The organism is Amylibacter sp. IMCC11727, from assembly GCF_029854195.1.
GTDB lineage: Bacteria > Pseudomonadota > Alphaproteobacteria > Rhodobacterales > Rhodobacteraceae > Amylibacter.
Genome location: NZ_CP122960.1, coordinates 3,214,142 through 3,229,440, shown reverse-complemented (window position 1 = coordinate 3,229,440; position 15,299 = coordinate 3,214,142). Strand labels below are relative to the sequence as shown.

Genomic DNA, 15,299 nt, shown 5'->3' with positions numbered 1-15,299 from the left:
CGATTTTATGACGCTCTGCCGTGGGGGGCCATCCAATCAATGTCTGGATTAATCGGGATGATGCGATGGGGGTTAATTGTTTCGTGGCTGTAATGATAATGGCGCACGATGTGGTTGAAATCGCAGGTTTGGGCGATGCCGTCCATTTGGTACAATTCGCGGGTGTAGGCCCAGAGATTGGGCATATCCATCACGCGGGAGCGATTGCATTTGAAATGCAAATGATAGACGGGATCAAACCGCACCAGCGTTGTGAACAACCGCCAGTCCGCTTCGGTGAGGGTGTCGCCCATCAAATAGCGGTTCGTGGAGAGGCGATCTTCGAGCCAGTCCATGGTTTCAAACAGTTTTGTGACGGCATCGGTGTAGGCGTCTTGGCTGGTGGCAAAGCCCGATTTGTAAACGCCGTTGTTGAATGTGTGGTAAATCCGTTCATTCACGTCTTCGATGTTATCGCGCATCGTTTCGGGCCAATAATCGGCGGTGTTGCCCGTGATCGCATCAAAGGCGGAATTGAACATGCGGATGATTTCAGAAGATTCGTTGGAAACAATCTTATCCTGTTTTTTGTCCCATAGGATCGGCACCGTTACCCGTGTTGTCACCGTTGGATCGGCCTTTTGGTAAATCTGATAGGCGTGGGTGGACCCAAACAGGCTGTCCCCTTTCGCGGGGCCATCATCGGTTTCAAACGTCCAGCCCTGATCCAACATATCAGGATGCACCACATCAACGCTGATGTGATCGGTCAATTCTTTGAGCGCGCGAAAGATCAATGTGCGGTGCGCCCATGGACAGGCAAGGGATACATAGAGGTGATATCGCCCGCTTTCGGCCTGAAACCCTGCATCCCCAGAAGGGCCAGCGGAGCCGTCTGCGGTAATCCAATTGCGAAAGCTGGCGTCTTGGCGCACAAATTTTCCGCCAGTGGATTTTGTATCGTACCATTCGGTGGACCATTGGCCGTCGATCAATCTACCCATGTGCGTGTGTCCTTATTTCAGTTTCAAGCATCGTATACGTCTTTGGGGCCTGCGTCAGGGTTTTGGTTCGAATTGCAGCGTTCCACAAAACCGAACAGTTGAAAGATGCAACGTATGATCTAGGTTTTTGGGCAATCATTGAACCAACAGGAGGCCCCTATGACCCACACACGCAGAAATTTCCTTATGTCTGGTGCAGCCATTGCAGGGGGCGTTGTTATGCTGCCCTATGCGGTGGGTGCGGCGGCACATGCCACCCATGAATTTGCCGTTCCAGGAGGCACCATGTCTGTTCATCCTGTGGCCCATGCGTCGGTTGTGTTGAAAACGCCAAAGGGTGTGATTTATGTTGATCCAGTGGGCGAGCCATCGTCCTATGCGGATTTGGGAACGCCTGATTTCATCTTGATCACGCACCACCACGGGGACCATCTGAACACCGACACATTGGCTGCCGTGGCAGGTGAAAACACAGTGATGATGGTTAACCCTGAAGTGATGGGGAAACTGCCAGCCGACATGCAGGCGAAATCCACTGCTTTGGCAAATGGTGAGAGTGGGGATTGGAATGGCATCCGTGTCGAAGCGATCCCAGCCTATAACACCACTGCGGGTCGTGAGAAATTCCATCCCAAGGGACGTGACAACGGATATGTTTTGAACATGGACGGATTCCGCGTTTATCTGTCAGGTGACACGGAAGACATCCCAGAAATGCGGGCGCTTAAAGATATTGATCTGGCTTTTGTCTGTATGAACCTGCCGTTCACAATGGATGTAGAAGCCGCCGCATCTGCCGTGGCGGAGTTTAAGCCAACTTATGTTTACCCGTATCATTACCGTGGCAAAGACGGTGGCACACAAGACCCTGCCAAGTTTGCAGAACTGATCGGGGACGCGGTAAAGGTAAAGCTCGGTGATTGGTATTAAGGAACCAGTTTTTGATCGGCTTTGCGTAAAGTTTGGGCGCGGGCGTGCAGTTTAAAAACTGCATCGTCCGTCAGGCCCAGTTGCCGCATATGACGCACCAGAGAATCGAGGTAGTCGAAATTGGTTCCAAGACTGCCTTGAGCTACGGCGATGGCTTGGGCCGTTTCTTCGGGCGTGAGGTTCGGGCGATAGCGTCGATTATTTTTGTCCATCACAAAGGTCAGCGCTTGGACGGAGCCTTGGGGCGTTTCGACGGGTAAAAACATGGGGCAATAGGAGCCTGAGAACATCTCGCGACGCCACATGAACTCGGTTTCAGTTTCAAGGTGATCTTTGGCGATTCGAAACACCATACCGTCGCAATGCCCGCCTTGATCCAAGGCCGCCATCAGACCTGGTTGGGATGGGCTGCCGCGTCCGCCTTCAAGCTGCATACAAAAGCTGCGTTGCCAACCCTCCAGTGCGCCATAGCGGTATTCTTCGACCTGCACGGCGGGATCCCAGATTAGGGATCCGTAGGCAAAAACCCATAGATCGGCGTCGGGGCGATTTGACAAAACAGTCTGGCGATTGGCTTCACGCTCGGCTTCGGCCATACACCAGTCAGATGGCCAGTTTTCCTCTATGGCTTGGGCTTCTAATTCGGCAAAACGCTCTTGCCCAAAACGCATTTCGGATGCTTCGGGGGGTGTAACACTGCCGCGCAAAATGGGCGTGTGTCGAAAAACATGTGGCGCAAATGGCATGAAAGACGTTGTGTCCGTTTTTTGGGCAAGTGACCAGAGAAACGTTGGGACAAATCACAACGGTCATGGCGTTTCCATGCGTTTCAATGCCGCGAATCGGATTGCGGTTGAACAGACGCAGGCGTATACGATCAGCAGCGATGCCCCACAGGGGCCGGAGAGGTGTTTCGCAATCGGTTGACCCAAGCAGGGAACTGAACGTGAAATCGTGATGAGCGCCACATCGGGGCGGCCTTTCTGTCATGAAAATGAGAAAGGGAACACGATGCGTTTTTCAGTCTTTTTGGCAGGTATGTTTGGTGCAAGCAGTGCGCAGGCCCATGTCGGGCACTTGGGCGAGTTTGCGGGGCACGATCATTGGGTTGCAGGGGGCGCCATTGGAATTGCCATTGGAATTGCAGGCTGGAACTTGATCAAAGGTAAAAAAGGCGCGGACGCCGAAGTTGACGAGGGTGACCAAGGCGAGCCAGACCAAGAACCTCAGGAGGCATAGACGATGGCTGACGAAAAAATTGGTGTGATGATTTGCGGGCATGGTTCGCGGTCCCAAGCGGCTGTGGATCAGTTTTCGGTGCTGGCGGAAAAGCTGCCAGCGATGCTGCCTGATTGGCCTGTGGAATACGGGTATCTGGAATTTGCGAACCCTGTGATCCGTGACGGTTTGGATAAGCTGCGCGAGCAAGGCTGCACGAAGATTTTGGCGGTACCCGGCATGTTGTTTGCCGCTATGCACTCTAAGAATGATATTCCTACTGTTTTGAACACCTATGCTGCGAAACACGGGATCGACGTGTCTTATGGGCGCGAGTTGGGCGTTGACCCGAAGATGATCAAGGCCGCTGGTGCGCGGGTTCAGGCGGCTGTGGATGCAGCAAATGCGGAACATGGTGAGCTGCCGCTGCACGAGACTGCGCTCGTGGTGATTGGGCGTGGGGCGTCTGATCCTGATGCGAATTCCAATGTGTCCAAGATCGCGCGGATGTTGTGGGAAGGTATGGGCTTTGGCTGGGCCGAGGTTGGCTATTCTGGGGTGACATTCCCGCTGGTGGAGCCGTGTTTGGATCATGTGGCGAAGCTGGGATATAAGCGGGTTATCGTTTTCCCGTATTTCCTGTTTACGGGCATTCTGATTGATCGGATTTACGGGTTTACCGACAAATGTGCCGAGAAATATCCAGAGATTGATTTCGTTAAAGCGGGTTATTTGAACGACCATCAGTTTGTTTTGGAAACTTTTGCAGAGCGGGTGAAAGAGCAGATGGGATCAGTGCCGATTCCGAACTGTGGAACCTGTCGCTATCGCACACAAGTTTTGGAAGTTGAGGGTGGCGCGCCGCGGATCATCACCGCTGAAGAACGTGCAGGCGATCATGTGTCCGAAAGCGATATGCCGCCACCGACGTGTGTTCTGTGTAAATACCGCACACAGGTCATCGGGTTTGAGTCCGAGGTTGGGTCTGTACAGGAAAGCCATCACCACCATGTGGAAGGGCAAGGTGCATCGGCCCCTGGGGCAACCGTGGAGAATTGTGATTTCTGCACCACGTGGTGTACGGGGGAGTGTCGTTTGCATTTGGACACGCACCATCACCATCATCATCACGATCATGACCATTCGCACGATCATGATCACGACCATCACCATCATCACCACCACGACCATGCGCATCCTGAATATCCGCATGCAAAACATCCGCTGGGTCCAGAAAGCGCACGGAGCAAGTGATACGCCCTTTGCCATATGAACGGGTTCCGTCCGAGATTTACGCGCAGTCTTTTGCGACTGTGCGGGCCGAGGCGAATTTGGATCGGTTTCCAGAGGAGATGGTGCCGATGGTCATTCGGTTGATCCATTCCTGCGGCATGGTCGAAATCGCGGATCGATTGGCGTTTTCCGAAGGTGCGTTTGCGGCGGGACGAGATGCGTTGCGCCGTGGTGCGCCCGTTTTGTGTGATTGCGAGATGGTGGGATCGGGGATCATTCGTCGATACTTGCCCGCGGACAATGATGTGATTGTGACGCTGAACGATGCCAAGACACCCGCATTGGCGGCGGGCATTGGCAACACGCGGTCTGCGGCGGCTGTAGAATTTTGGCGCGATCATATCGAAGGCGCGGTTGTGGCGATTGGCAATGCGCCGACGGCGTTGTTTCATTTGCTGGAGTTGCTGGATCAGGGCTGGCCAAAGCCAGCGGTAATCCTTGGGTTTCCTGTGGGGTTTGTTGGTGCAGCCGAGAGCAAAGCGGAACTAGCGGCTCGGTCCCGTGGATGCGAGTTTGTGGCATTGCGGGGGCGCAAAGGCGGATCGGCCATGGCGTCTGCTGCGGTGAATGCGCTGGCGGCGGGATTGGTAGAGGAAACGAAATGACCGCTTGGCTGCATATCGTTGGGATTGGCGAAGATGGACTGGATGGGTTGACGCCATCCGCACGCACGGTGGTTGAAGCCGCCGAGGTGATTATCGGTGGAGATCGGCATCATTCCTTATCAGACAAGGTAAGCGCGGAGCGTGTGGCTTGGCCGTCGCCTTTTGATGCGTTGATCGACACGTTGCAGGGATACAAGGGTAAGCGGGTTGTGGTTTTGGCCACGGGTGATCCGCTGTGGTATTCGGTTGGGGCGCGGATTGGGCGATCCATTCCACCGAGCGAAATTGTGTATCATCCGCAATTGTCTGCCTTTCAATTGGCGGCGGCGCGGATGGGCTGGTCGATGCCTGATGTGGAAACGTTGACTGTGCATGGACGCCCTGTTGAGCAAATGATTGCGTTTATTCAACCGGATCAGCGGTTGCTGATCCTGACGACGGGTGCGGACACCCCTGCGCAGATCGCGGCGTTTCTGGCGGATCGAGGGTTCGGCCAATCGCGTATGACTGTGTTGGCGGCCATGGGCGGCAAGGATGAGCTGCGGTTTGAGGGAACGGCTGAGGGCTGGGATCATGAGGTTCCTGCGTTCAACACGCTGGCGGTGGAGTGTATCGCGGCCCCTGATGCAGCGTTGTTGCCGCGTGTGCCTGGATTGGCGGATGAGTTGTTTCACCACGATGGCACGATGACCAAGCAAGAAGTGCGCGCGGCGACATTGGCCAAATTGATGCCGATGCGGGGTGCGCTGTTGTGGGATGTTGGCTGTGGCTGTGGTTCCGTGGCTGTCGAATGGATGCGGGCCGCGCGGTATTCTCATGCGATTGGCATTGAGCCGCGCGATGATCGCCGTGTCTTTGCGGCGCAAAATGCAGCCGCGCTGGGTGCGCCGAAGCTGGAATTGATTGATGGGTCTGTTCCTGCGGCGCTGGATGGATTGAAGGCGCCTGATGCGATTTTCATTGGTGGCGGGTTGAGCCGTGAAACGTTCGATACCTGCTGGAATGCACTGCGTCCGCTGGGGCGGCTCGTGTGTAATGCGGTGACGCTAGAGAGTGAGGCGCTTTTGATGGCGCTGCACAAGGAACATGGCGGGCAATTGGTGAAGTTGCAGGTGAACCGTGCGGAGCCTGTGGGGAACCTAACGGGCTGGCGTCCGCTGATGCCAGTGACCCAGTGGAGCTTGGTGAAGCGATGAACGGAATGGTATATGGTGTTGGCTTGGGGCCGGGGGATCCTGAGCTGATGACCCTGAAAGCTGCGCGTCTGATTGGGGGGGCGGATGTGATTGCCTATCCCAGCTTGGAAGGTGGCGACAGTTTTGCGCGCGCCATTGCAGCGGATTTGATCGAGGACGGGACCGAGGAGATTGTGATTTCCATTCCGATGTCCGTGGAGCGTGCGCCAGCGCAAGCGGCCTATGACGCGGGTGCGGCGGCGATTGCGGTGCAGCTCGAGGCAGGCAAAGATGTGGTTGTGCTGTGTGAAGGCGATCCGTTTTTCTATGGCAGTTTCATGTATCTGTTTTCGCGCCTTTCGGATCGGTTTGAGTGTGAAGTTGTGCCCGGCGTGACGTCTGTGACGGCCTGCGCGGCGGCGCTGCAATCGCCGCTGACGGCGCGCAATGAAGTGCTGACGATTATCCCTGGCCCGATGGACGAGGACGCGATGGAAGCGCGGATCGCAGCGGCAGAAGCGGTGGCGGTGATGAAGGTTGGACGGCATTTGCCCAAGATCAAACGTGTGCTGGAACGGCTGGGTCTGATGGACCATGCGGGTTACGTGGAACGGGCCAGCCTGCCCCAAGAGGTGGTTTTGCCGCTGAGCGAGGCGCCCGAAAAAGCGCCTTATTTTTCAATGATTTTGGTGACCAAAGGGGATGATCCTTGGTTGTAGTGATGTGTCGGGCTGAAGCCCGACCTACGGAAGGTTAATGGCGATGGTTGAGCCAGTGGTAATTTGTTTGTCTCGCTCTGGTGAGAAAACGGCGTGGCGTGTGGCAGAGGTGCTGGGCGCAGCGGTGCATGGACGGATGGAACGTGTGGATCGTGCGCATGCGTATTTTGAAAACGCGCTCGATCATGTGCGGATGCTGTTTGCCAGCGGCACGCCCGTTGTGGGTGTTTGTGCGGCGGGCATTCTGGTGCGGGCGGTTGCGCCTGTGTTGCACGACAAGACAGTTGAACCGCCCGTGGTGGCGGTGCCTGATGATGGGTCCACGGTTATTCCGCTGTTGGGGGGGCATCGCGGTGCGAACCGTTTGGCACGGCAGATTGCGGAAGGGTTGGGCGCACATGCAGCCGTGACAACGGCGGGTGATGTGGCCATGGGCGTTGCGCTGGATGAGCCGCCACGCGGGTATCGGTTGGCCAATGGTGCGGATGCCAAAGGTGCGATGGCAGCGATGCTCGGCGGTGCTGGTGTAACCGTTTCTGGCGAGAATATTTTCGACGTTGAAGATACGGCTGGCGGTGTTGAACTGTTGGTGACAGACGCGCCTGCGGATGGGTCTGAGACACGGTTGGTGTATCATCCACAGCGGTACGCGCTGGGCCTAGGCTGTGCGCGGGGCTGCGACGTGGACGAGATGTGGGCGTTGGTACAAAAGACGCTCGCGGATGCTGGGATTGCGCAAGGCGCGGTTGCTTGTGTGGGTTCGCTCGACCTGAAGGGTGACGAGCCTGCAATGATCGAAACGGCGGCGCGTTTGGACGTGCCGTTTCGGGTGTTCACAGCGGCGGAGTTGGAGGCGCAGGCGGATCGTTTGGCGAACCCGTCTGATGTAGTGTTTGCCGAAGTAGGTTGCCACGGTGTGTCCGAAGGGGCGGCATTGGCGCTTGGGAATGGCGAATTGGTGGTTGAGAAAACCAAGACAGCGAATGCGACTTGTGCGGTGGTTCGCGCGGATGCACCGATTGTGGAAATGGCGGGGCGGTCCCGCGGGAAATTGTCGATTATTGGCATTGGGCCGGGCCAGCATTCTTGGCGTACACCAGAGGCGTCTGCACTGGTTGCAGAGGCTGAGGAATTGGTTGGTTATGGTCTGTACATCGACCTGTTGGGCGGATTGGCTCACGGCAAGGAGCGGTCTGATTTCCCGCTGGGGGGCGAGGAAGATCGCTGTCGGTATGCGTTGGAGCAAGCGGCGAAAGGCAAAAACGTTGCGCTGATTTGTTCGGGGGATGCGGGCATTTACGCGATGGGGGCCTTGGTGTTTGAACTGCTCGATCGTGGGCCAGATGAGATGGGTGTGAGCGATGCGGCACACCGTGTTGAGGTGGTTTCGACCCCAGGTGTTTCTGCGCTGCAAGGGGCGGCGGCACGGGCGGGTGCGCCGCTCGGGCATGATTTCTGCGCGATTTCATTGTCTGATTTGCTGACCCCGCGCGAAGACATCGTGAAGCGTTTAAAAGCGGCGGCAGAGGGCGATTTTGTGATTGCGTTTTATAACCCCGTGTCGATGCGCCGCCGTACGTTGTTGGCCGAAGCGCGGGACATTCTGTTGCAGCACCGTCCTGCGGACACCCCTGTGATGTTGGCGTCTAGCCTTGGGCGGCCAGAGGAGCATGTGCGGTATCGGCGTTTGGACGAATTGGAAGTGGATGAGGTGGATATGCTCACGGTTGTGTTGATCGGCTCGTCACATTCAAAACTCGCACAATTGGGCGAGGGCCCACGCATGTACACGCCGCGTGGCTATGCCCGCAAAATTGATGGAGATTTGGCAGGGTAACCTCGCCGACAGGAGAATAGTATAATGACGGTTTATTTCATTGGCGCGGGTCCGGGCGATCCTGATCTGATCACTGTAAAGGCAAAGGCACGGATTGAAGCGTGCCCTGTGTGCCTGTTTGCAGGGTCTTTGGTGCCTGAGGCCGTGGTGGCCTGTGCGCCCGAAGGGGCGAAGGTGATGGACACGGCGGCGATGACGCTGGATGACACTCATGCGGAAATTTTGGCGGCGCACAAACGCGGTGAAGATGTGGCGCGGGTGCATTCGGGTGATCCGTCTTTGTACGGAGCGATTGCGGAGCAGATCCGTCGGTTGCGCAAGGATGACATCCCGTTTGAGATTATCCCCGGGGTGCCAGCATACGCGGCGATGGCGGCGACGATTGGGCAGGAGTTGACGATCCCAGAGATTGCGCAGTCGATCATTCTGACACGGATGTCGATGCAATCCACATCTATGCCCGAAGGGGAAACGTTGGAGAACTTCGGCCGCTCTGGCGCGACGATTGCGATCCATCTTGCGGTGCGCAATATGCGCGAGATTGAACGGCAATTGATCCCGCATTATGGGGAGGATTGCCCCGTTGTTGTGGGGTATCGCGTGAGTTGGCCTGATCAGGAAATCATCCGTGGGACGTTGAAAGATATTCGCATGAAGGTGCGCAAATCCAAGATCACGCGCACGGCGCTGATTATGGTGGGACCCGCATTGGCCGAAAGCCATGAGTTTGTGGATTCAGCGCTGTATGATCCAGCCAAACCGCATGTGCTGCGTCCTGTGGTGGGTGTGGATTTGGTGGAACCGAATAATACTTAACCCCTGTGCAATCGACGAAACGGATCGGTCGCGGTTGGCTTGCTGGAAAACGCCCCACTGAGCCGATCGCTGAGTGATTTCTTGCGCACCACGGGGCCAGCGCGATCTGTGCTGCGATTTAAAACGGATTTGCGGTTTGTGGGGCGGGGCTTGGCCGTCGTTGGCGCGGCCTGCGGCTTTGGAGCCGTTTTCAGGGACGTGGCCACAGGGGGAACGGTGTATTTGGGGGCGCTGGGCTGTTCTGGCTCTGCTAGGACTGTGCTGTCGGGCAGGGTTCCCTTGGCAGGGGCTATGTCATTAAACAATTTTCGGATTTCATGGCGGAACTGTATGGCCACAAAGCCGAAAACGAACATGAACGGCAGCGCCTGAACAAACCGTCCTGGCATGACCAGAAGGATCACAAACAAACCGATCAGCACAGCGGTGACGGGTTTCTGGCGTGCCCAACTCAGCAATTGTTCAATCCCGTTTTGAGATGTGGTTTCCAATGCGCGCGTCGATATTGGGGCGGAAACAATCTGCGCCTCTGGCATTGGGTGCGGTGAAGACCGTTTGGCCTGTTTGGCCGCGGCTTTTGCGGCCTTTTGATAGGCCTTTGCCGCTAACTCCGCGTCGCGTTTTTCCTGCCATTTGTGGCGGCGTAAAAATTTGATGGCCGTGATGACGGCAAAGATGGCAAGCAAGCTGCCCCACATGTATTTCCACGTGCTGAGGAGTTCGTAATCGGGTGTTAGCCCTACAACGCGGCCTTCGAGAAATGGTTCGATGTAGATGAAATTGGGACCTTTTTTCAGGCCTTGTTCGTCAAAAGCTTGATTGGCAATTTTGCGTAAGTCGGGGGACAGCTCGCGCGTGCCAGCAAGATTGTAAAGATTGGCTTGCGCGGTTGTGGTTTCGTTTTTCAACAACGCTTTGAAATTGGCGGCGGACTGTGTGAGCAGCAGATCAACGAAGGCATCCTTGTCTTCGGGTTTAAGGATCACCGCTGCGCGGGCCTGTTTTGACGATTTGGCCTGACTTGGGCCAAAGAAAACGTACATGTAACGGATCTTATCTTTGCGCCCATCGCGTTCTTCGATCAGGCGATAGTTGTAGTCGGTGTTCATGCGTGCGGTGACATGCACCTCTTTGGCCAGATGGATATCTGTTTTGCGGTTAAATACATCCAGAGACACAGGCGCGGGTTGTTCAAGGCGCAGGGCTGCTTCTTGATCCGCGATGTCGGAATTGATTGAGTTTTGAAGGGTCAGACCACCTGCGATGATCACGAAACACAAGATCAGGGGGGCTTTCCAACTGCCTTTGGCGATGGCTTGAAACATCAAATACATATTACTGCTCGAACGATTTTGTTATCTTTGGGCCAGATGTCCCAAAGATATTTGTTCGAATTATGACGTGATTTTGCGGATTTTAGGGGAGTTTAGGATTTCCCGTTAACCCCCACCAGCTTTCGCACGCCGCGCCTTGTTCTTTTTTGAGTTCGGCTTGCCCACTGCGGGCGCGAGGTTTTTGCCACCCCCTTTTTTGCGCGGTGTCACGACGCCTTCGGGGCGGGTGTCCTCTGGGCGGCCTTTTTTCTTAAACTTCGGCTTACCCTTGTTTTTATCGCCTGTTGGTTTTGGCTTTTTGCGGCGCGGGGTTGGATCATCATTCCAATCCACGGGTTTGGTGGATTTCTTCGGCTGAAACTTGGGCTTTGGCCCCCTTTGTGCCGCGCTTGGCGCTTTGATCTGGGTGATCGGGGAGTTTTTGTCGAACTCTGATTTCGGGCCGAGATTTTGAAGAAACCCGTCAACGGAGCCTGCGCGGATTTCCACGAGGGTTTCGTGATGTTGAACGCGAATGGCACCGATATCGTCTTTGGTGATACCGCCGATTTTGCAGAGTTTGGGCAGGAAACGGCGTACTTCGACACCTGCGTTTTGGCCGCCAAGAACCGAGAACCAGACGGAAGGGCCGAAAGAGCGTTTTACTTCGTTCGGGTCAAAGGCAGTGGGTTCGCCCAATTCCTCGGGTGCGGTTTGTTTGGATTTATAAAGGCGCAGGTAGGCGGCGGCGATTTGTTCTGGGCTGTGCAGGTCGAGCAGCTTTGCGATGCTGTCTGTTTCTGCGTCTGTGGGGGCATCTTGCCAAGCGGTATCGCCCAACATGCGGGCTTCGTCTTGAGCTGTTACAGCCTCTGCCGAGGGGGCGTTGCCGTGCTCTGCGGTGACTTTTGCCCCGTGCAGCAGGCGGTTCGCTTTGCGCACGGCTTTGGGGTTGGCGATCAGGATAGAGGCGCCTTTGCGCCCTGCACGGCCTGTACGACCTGAGCGGTGCAACAGTGTTTCCACGTTTTGGGGCAGATCGGCATGGATCACGAGATCAAGGTTTGGCAGGTCGATGCCACGGGCCGCCACATCGGTGGCCACACAGACGCGGGCGCGGCCATCGCGCATGGCTTGTAGGGCATGGGTGCGTTCATTCTGCGACAACTCGCCAGACAGAGACACAACGGAAAACCCACGGTTTGATAGGCGTGTTGTCAGGCGGTTCACCATGTCGCGCGTGTTGCAAAACACAAGGCTGCCTGGAGATTCGTAATACCGCAGAATGTTGATAATCGCCTTTTCTTCGTCACGCATGGCAACGGTCATTAGATGGTAATCGATGTCAGCATGTTGTGTGCGTTCGGAAATGGTAGACACCCGCACGGCATTGTTTTGGAATTTCTTTGCCAAGTTTGCGATGGTGCGCGGAACCGTGGCCGAAAACAGCAGCGTTCGGCGGGTTTCTGGTGAGGCTTCGAGGATGAATTCAAGGTCTTCGCGAAACCCGAGGTCGAGCATTTCGTCGGCTTCGTCCAAAACAACAGCGCGGATGCCAGACAGATCAATGGACCCGCGCATGATGTGATCGCGCAAACGGCCTGGTGTTGCCACAACGATATGCGCACCACGTGACAGGGCACGGCGTTCATCGCGCATATCCATGCCGCCGACGCAGGATGTCACCTGCGCGTTGGCATTGGCATACAGCCACATCAATTCGCGCATCACCTGCATCGCCAATTCGCGTGTGGGGGCAATTACCAACGCAAGCGGTTTGCCCGCAGGGCCAAAGGTTTCGTCATCGCCAAGCAGCGTTGGCCCAAGCGCCAAGCCAAAGCCCACAGTTTTACCAGAGCCAGTTTGCGCAGACACAAGCAGATCGGCTGTGCCGAGGTCTGGGTCGGTTACGGCTTCTTGTACGGGGGTCAACGTTTCATAGCCGCGCTGCTGGAGCGCGTCGGCGAGAGCTTGTTTCACGGGAATACCTTTGATTGGTTGTGGCGCGCCTACGCCTTTGTTCCAACTGTGTAAAGGCAGATTCGCGATATTGGGTTAACCGCAGGCAGTGTGGAAACAGTTTGTCGCACCCAAATTCATTGAAAATACACAATGACCTGTCATGGTGGGGTGAGCGAGGGAGTATTTGTCATGGAAGTTCATATGCAGCCAGAGGTTTTGGCAGGGTTACACAATGCCAAAACACGTGCGCAAAAGCGCAAGGAGCGGTTGCGCGTTGTCACGGGCGATCATGAAATTGCGGTGTTGCGCAGTTGGGATGGTGGCTTTGCCTTATCCAAAGATGCGCCGCATTTGCGTGGAACGGTGGAGTTTTGTGATGGCAGCAAGCTGCTGCATGAATGCTTGATCGTGTGCAGCGCGCTCGAAGGGCACGAAATGGTTTACGAATACAAACGCATGACCAAAGTCAGCGAGGGCCGCATTCTGGATTTTGAACAAGCTGATGATGCGCCCGTTGCGTTAATTACAAAGTAAGCTGTTCGATTAACCACGTTTCAAAGGCATGGGCCGAAGGGGTTTTTCCTGCTTTGCCTGTTTCCAGAACATACGCCTTTTCCGACAGAATTTCATCACCGTAAGGTTTGATTAACGCCCCAGAGCGCAAAGCGCTGTCACAGGTGAGCCGATCCCCTAATGACAATCCTTGCCCCGTGATCGTGGCGGCCAGCATGGTTTGCACATCATCAAACAAGACACCATTTTGTGTGTCGAGCGTTGCGTTTTGTGTATGCAGCCAAGCCTCCCAATCTTTGCGTGTATGCAGGTGCAACAGTTGGGACGGATTGAGCTGCGCTGCGCGTTTGGGGATCGGGTTTTCAATCGCATAATGTGGGGCGCAGACAGGAAAGAAATGCACCCGCATCAGGGGGGATGTTTCTTCGGAATGTTTGATGAATTTGATGAAAAGATCAGCGTTGGCGTTGGGCTGCGTTTGAATGTGCAGCGCGATATCCGGAAACAGATGACGAAACCCAGACAGGCGCGGAGCGAGCCAGTTTGCAGCAAATCCTGACGCGCAGGACACAGTTAACGAACCAGAAGCGGTTGAAATGGTCTGATGCGCGTCTTGCAGCGCGATCAGGGCAGGGCGAACGGCCCGCACATATTGGCGGGCTTGGGACGTGAGGATAATCCCGCGCCCATCGGCAACCGTTAATGGAAAGCCGAGCGTGGCTTCGAGCGTCTTTAACTTATGACTGATGGCGGATTGTGTCAGGTTCAACGCTTCGGACGTGGCTTTGATCGAGCCAAGTCGATCGAGCGTTTCCAGGGCCGTTATGGAGGGCAGCGGCGGCAGTGACATGTTAGTTTCTTTCAGGGTTTATCTGAAAATATGCCATTAGTGCTGAAAAAAATCAAATTGTAGGTTGAGGGAAGTACAACTGAAGGAATCACGCCATGGATGCCAGTTTTTCACGCCGCAAATTGTTAGAGCCCGCAGAGTTGCGGGCGTTGAATGAACGATCTGATCTGTATGGTGGATTGCAAATGGCCAGTCATTGGGGCGCCATTGGCGTTGCAGGGAGTTTGCATTGGATGGCGCTTGGCACGTGGTGGGTTTTGGCCACTGGTTTTGTTTTGGGTGTGTTGTTGAACTTCCTTTATGCAGCACAACATGAATTGTCCCACGCGACGGTTTTCAAAACCCGCAAATTGAACGAAGTCTTTGGCCGGATCATCGGCTTTTTGCAGTTTTATCCGCGTGATTTTGATCAAGTGATGCACTTTGCTCATCACAGCCACACGGGCAATTGGGAGCGGGATGGGGAGCTGGTGCGTGAACCCTATACGCTTGGGACTTATCTGTTGTGGGTGTCCGGCATCACCTATTGGCGCAATCGGATTTTTGGCATTGTGCGACGGGCGCGTGGCATCATCATCGAGCCGTTTGTGCGCAAGGAAGAAGAGGCCAAACTGATCAAGGAAAGCCGCATTCACGTGGGGTTGTATCTGTTGATCTTGGTCGCGTCGCTGGCAACGGGGTCTTGGTTTGCGTTGACGTTTTGGATTGTGCCGCTGTTGGTTACGAAACCTGTGCATCAGTTGCAAAACACCATCGAGCATCTGGGCCTGAGCCATGAGGATGATATTTTGGAAAACACGCGGTCCACACGCACCAATGCGGTGATGCGGTGGCTGTGCTGGCAGATGCCGTATCATACTGCCCATCATATTTTCCCGTCCGTGCCGTTTTGGAAACTGCGCGAACTGAATGCTAAAATCGAAGGCAATGCGGGTGAAGTGCATCGCATGGGGTGGATCGAATTCCAGATTGAGGTGATCAAGAAGTTGAGCGCCAAGGATGAGGGACAATATCCGATGAACGAGGTTTGGGTTATTCCGCGTACTGGCGGACGGACGGTGCGGATGCAGGCCGAAGGGTGATCT

15 protein-coding genes are annotated in these 15,299 nt (G+C 55.4%); 10 read left to right on the top strand and 5 right to left on the bottom strand.

Annotated elements, in window-relative coordinates; all coding sequences use genetic code 11:
• Nucleotides 1-5: 5 nt before the first annotated feature.
• Nucleotides 6-983: a glutathione S-transferase family protein gene (locus QBD29_RS16145; protein WP_280099109.1), complete on the bottom strand. Its 978-nt coding sequence runs from the start codon at nucleotides 981-983 to the stop codon at nucleotides 6-8.
• Between the two features lie 159 nt (nucleotides 984-1,142).
• On the opposite strand from QBD29_RS16145, the gene QBD29_RS16140 reads away from it, so the two are divergent.
• Nucleotides 1,143-1,913: an MBL fold metallo-hydrolase gene (locus QBD29_RS16140; protein WP_280099108.1), complete on the top strand. Its 771-nt coding sequence runs from the start codon at nucleotides 1,143-1,145 to the stop codon at nucleotides 1,911-1,913.
• On the opposite strand, the gene QBD29_RS16135 is transcribed toward QBD29_RS16140, so the two are convergent.
• The gene (locus QBD29_RS16135) at nucleotides 1,910-2,584 is read right to left on the bottom strand and encodes a gamma-glutamylcyclotransferase (protein ID WP_280099107.1); all 675 of its coding nucleotides are present in this window, start codon (nucleotides 2,582-2,584) and stop codon (nucleotides 1,910-1,912) included. The two genes, QBD29_RS16140 and QBD29_RS16135, sit on opposite strands and share 4 nt — an antisense overlap.
• A gap of 340 nt (nucleotides 2,585-2,924) precedes the next feature.
• Here QBD29_RS16135 and QBD29_RS16130 point away from each other — a divergent pair, with 340 nt between their 5' ends.
• Genes QBD29_RS16130 through cobM form a run of 7 tightly spaced genes read left to right on the top strand, consistent with a single transcriptional unit; the run spans nucleotide 2,925 to nucleotide 9,576 of the window.
• A complete protein-coding gene (locus QBD29_RS16130) occupies nucleotides 2,925-3,152 on the top strand; it encodes a DUF6732 family protein (RefSeq protein ID WP_280099106.1) in 228 nt (75 codons plus the stop codon).
• A 3-nt stretch (nucleotides 3,153-3,155) separates the two neighbouring features.
• Nucleotides 3,156-4,385 (top strand): sirohydrochlorin chelatase, encoded by a 1,230-nt coding sequence (locus QBD29_RS16125; protein WP_280099105.1) that lies wholly within the window; start codon nucleotides 3,156-3,158, stop codon nucleotides 4,383-4,385.
• The gene (locus QBD29_RS16120) at nucleotides 4,382-5,029 is read left to right on the top strand and encodes a precorrin-8X methylmutase (protein ID WP_280099104.1); all 648 of its coding nucleotides are present in this window, start codon (nucleotides 4,382-4,384) and stop codon (nucleotides 5,027-5,029) included. The genes QBD29_RS16125 and QBD29_RS16120 overlap by 4 nt, the downstream gene beginning before the upstream one ends.
• On the top strand, nucleotides 5,026-6,225 hold the full coding sequence (cbiE, locus tag QBD29_RS16115; RefSeq protein WP_280099103.1) for a precorrin-6y C5,15-methyltransferase (decarboxylating) subunit CbiE: 1,200 nt from the start codon (nucleotides 5,026-5,028) through the stop codon (nucleotides 6,223-6,225). Before QBD29_RS16120 ends, cbiE begins: the two co-directional genes overlap by 4 nt.
• Nucleotides 6,222-6,923 carry a precorrin-2 C(20)-methyltransferase gene (gene cobI / locus QBD29_RS16110; protein WP_280099102.1) on the top strand — a complete coding sequence of 234 codons (702 nt, stop codon included), beginning with the start codon at nucleotides 6,222-6,224 and terminating at the stop codon, nucleotides 6,921-6,923. Before cbiE ends, cobI begins: the two co-directional genes overlap by 4 nt.
• A 37-nt stretch (nucleotides 6,924-6,960) precedes the next feature.
• Complete coding sequence (cobJ, locus tag QBD29_RS16105) at nucleotides 6,961-8,760, top strand: precorrin-3B C(17)-methyltransferase (RefSeq protein ID WP_280099101.1); 1,800 nt, start codon at nucleotides 6,961-6,963, stop codon at nucleotides 8,758-8,760.
• Between the two features lie 24 nt (nucleotides 8,761-8,784).
• The gene (cobM, locus tag QBD29_RS16100) at nucleotides 8,785-9,576 is read left to right on the top strand and encodes a precorrin-4 C(11)-methyltransferase (RefSeq protein WP_280099100.1); all 792 of its coding nucleotides are present in this window, start codon (nucleotides 8,785-8,787) and stop codon (nucleotides 9,574-9,576) included.
• On the opposite strand, the gene QBD29_RS16095 is transcribed toward cobM, so the two are convergent.
• A complete protein-coding gene (locus tag QBD29_RS16095; protein ID WP_280099099.1) occupies nucleotides 9,573-10,910 on the bottom strand; it encodes a hypothetical protein in 1,338 nt (445 codons plus the stop codon). The genes cobM and QBD29_RS16095 overlap by 4 nt on opposite strands.
• 105 nt (nucleotides 10,911-11,015) lie before the next feature.
• Nucleotides 11,016-12,869: a DEAD/DEAH box helicase gene (locus tag QBD29_RS16090; protein ID WP_280099098.1), complete on the bottom strand. Its 1,854-nt coding sequence runs from the start codon at nucleotides 12,867-12,869 to the stop codon at nucleotides 11,016-11,018.
• Between the two features lie 171 nt (nucleotides 12,870-13,040).
• Between QBD29_RS16090 and QBD29_RS16085 the strand changes: the two genes are divergently transcribed.
• Complete coding sequence (locus tag QBD29_RS16085; protein ID WP_280099097.1) at nucleotides 13,041-13,385, top strand: hypothetical protein; 345 nt, start codon at nucleotides 13,041-13,043, stop codon at nucleotides 13,383-13,385.
• On the opposite strand, the gene QBD29_RS16080 is transcribed toward QBD29_RS16085, so the two are convergent.
• Entirely contained in the window at nucleotides 13,375-14,214 is an 840-nt protein-coding gene (locus QBD29_RS16080) for a LysR substrate-binding domain-containing protein (protein ID WP_280099096.1), read from the bottom strand. The genes QBD29_RS16085 and QBD29_RS16080 overlap by 11 nt on opposite strands.
• Before the next feature lie 95 nt (nucleotides 14,215-14,309).
• Between QBD29_RS16080 and QBD29_RS16075 the strand changes: the two genes are divergently transcribed.
• Nucleotides 14,310-15,296 (top strand): fatty acid desaturase, encoded by a 987-nt coding sequence (locus QBD29_RS16075; RefSeq protein ID WP_280099095.1) that lies wholly within the window; start codon nucleotides 14,310-14,312, stop codon nucleotides 15,294-15,296.
• The last annotated feature ends 3 nt before the right edge of the window (nucleotides 15,297-15,299 follow it).

Coding starts and splice junctions, on each gene's coding strand:
- QBD29_RS16145 (WP_280099109.1), bottom strand. CDS start 983: ATGGGTAGATTGATCGACGGCCAATGGTCCACCGAATGGTACGATACA.
- QBD29_RS16140 (WP_280099108.1), top strand. CDS start 1,143: ATGACCCACACACGCAGAAATTTCCTTATGTCTGGTGCAGCCATTGCA.
- QBD29_RS16135 (WP_280099107.1), bottom strand. CDS start 2,584: ATGCGTTTTGGGCAAGAGCGTTTTGCCGAATTAGAAGCCCAAGCCATA.
- QBD29_RS16130 (WP_280099106.1), top strand. CDS start 2,925: ATGCGTTTTTCAGTCTTTTTGGCAGGTATGTTTGGTGCAAGCAGTGCG.
- QBD29_RS16125 (WP_280099105.1), top strand. CDS start 3,156: ATGGCTGACGAAAAAATTGGTGTGATGATTTGCGGGCATGGTTCGCGG.
- cbiE (WP_280099103.1), top strand. CDS start 5,026: ATGACCGCTTGGCTGCATATCGTTGGGATTGGCGAAGATGGACTGGAT.
- cobI (WP_280099102.1), top strand. CDS start 6,222: ATGAACGGAATGGTATATGGTGTTGGCTTGGGGCCGGGGGATCCTGAG.
- cobJ (WP_280099101.1), top strand. CDS start 6,961: ATGGCGATGGTTGAGCCAGTGGTAATTTGTTTGTCTCGCTCTGGTGAG.
- cobM (WP_280099100.1), top strand. CDS start 8,785: ATGACGGTTTATTTCATTGGCGCGGGTCCGGGCGATCCTGATCTGATC.
- QBD29_RS16095 (WP_280099099.1), bottom strand. CDS start 10,910: ATGTATTTGATGTTTCAAGCCATCGCCAAAGGCAGTTGGAAAGCCCCC.
- QBD29_RS16085 (WP_280099097.1), top strand. CDS start 13,041: ATGGAAGTTCATATGCAGCCAGAGGTTTTGGCAGGGTTACACAATGCC.
- QBD29_RS16080 (WP_280099096.1), bottom strand. CDS start 14,214: ATGTCACTGCCGCCGCTGCCCTCCATAACGGCCCTGGAAACGCTCGAT.
- QBD29_RS16075 (WP_280099095.1), top strand. CDS start 14,310: ATGGATGCCAGTTTTTCACGCCGCAAATTGTTAGAGCCCGCAGAGTTG.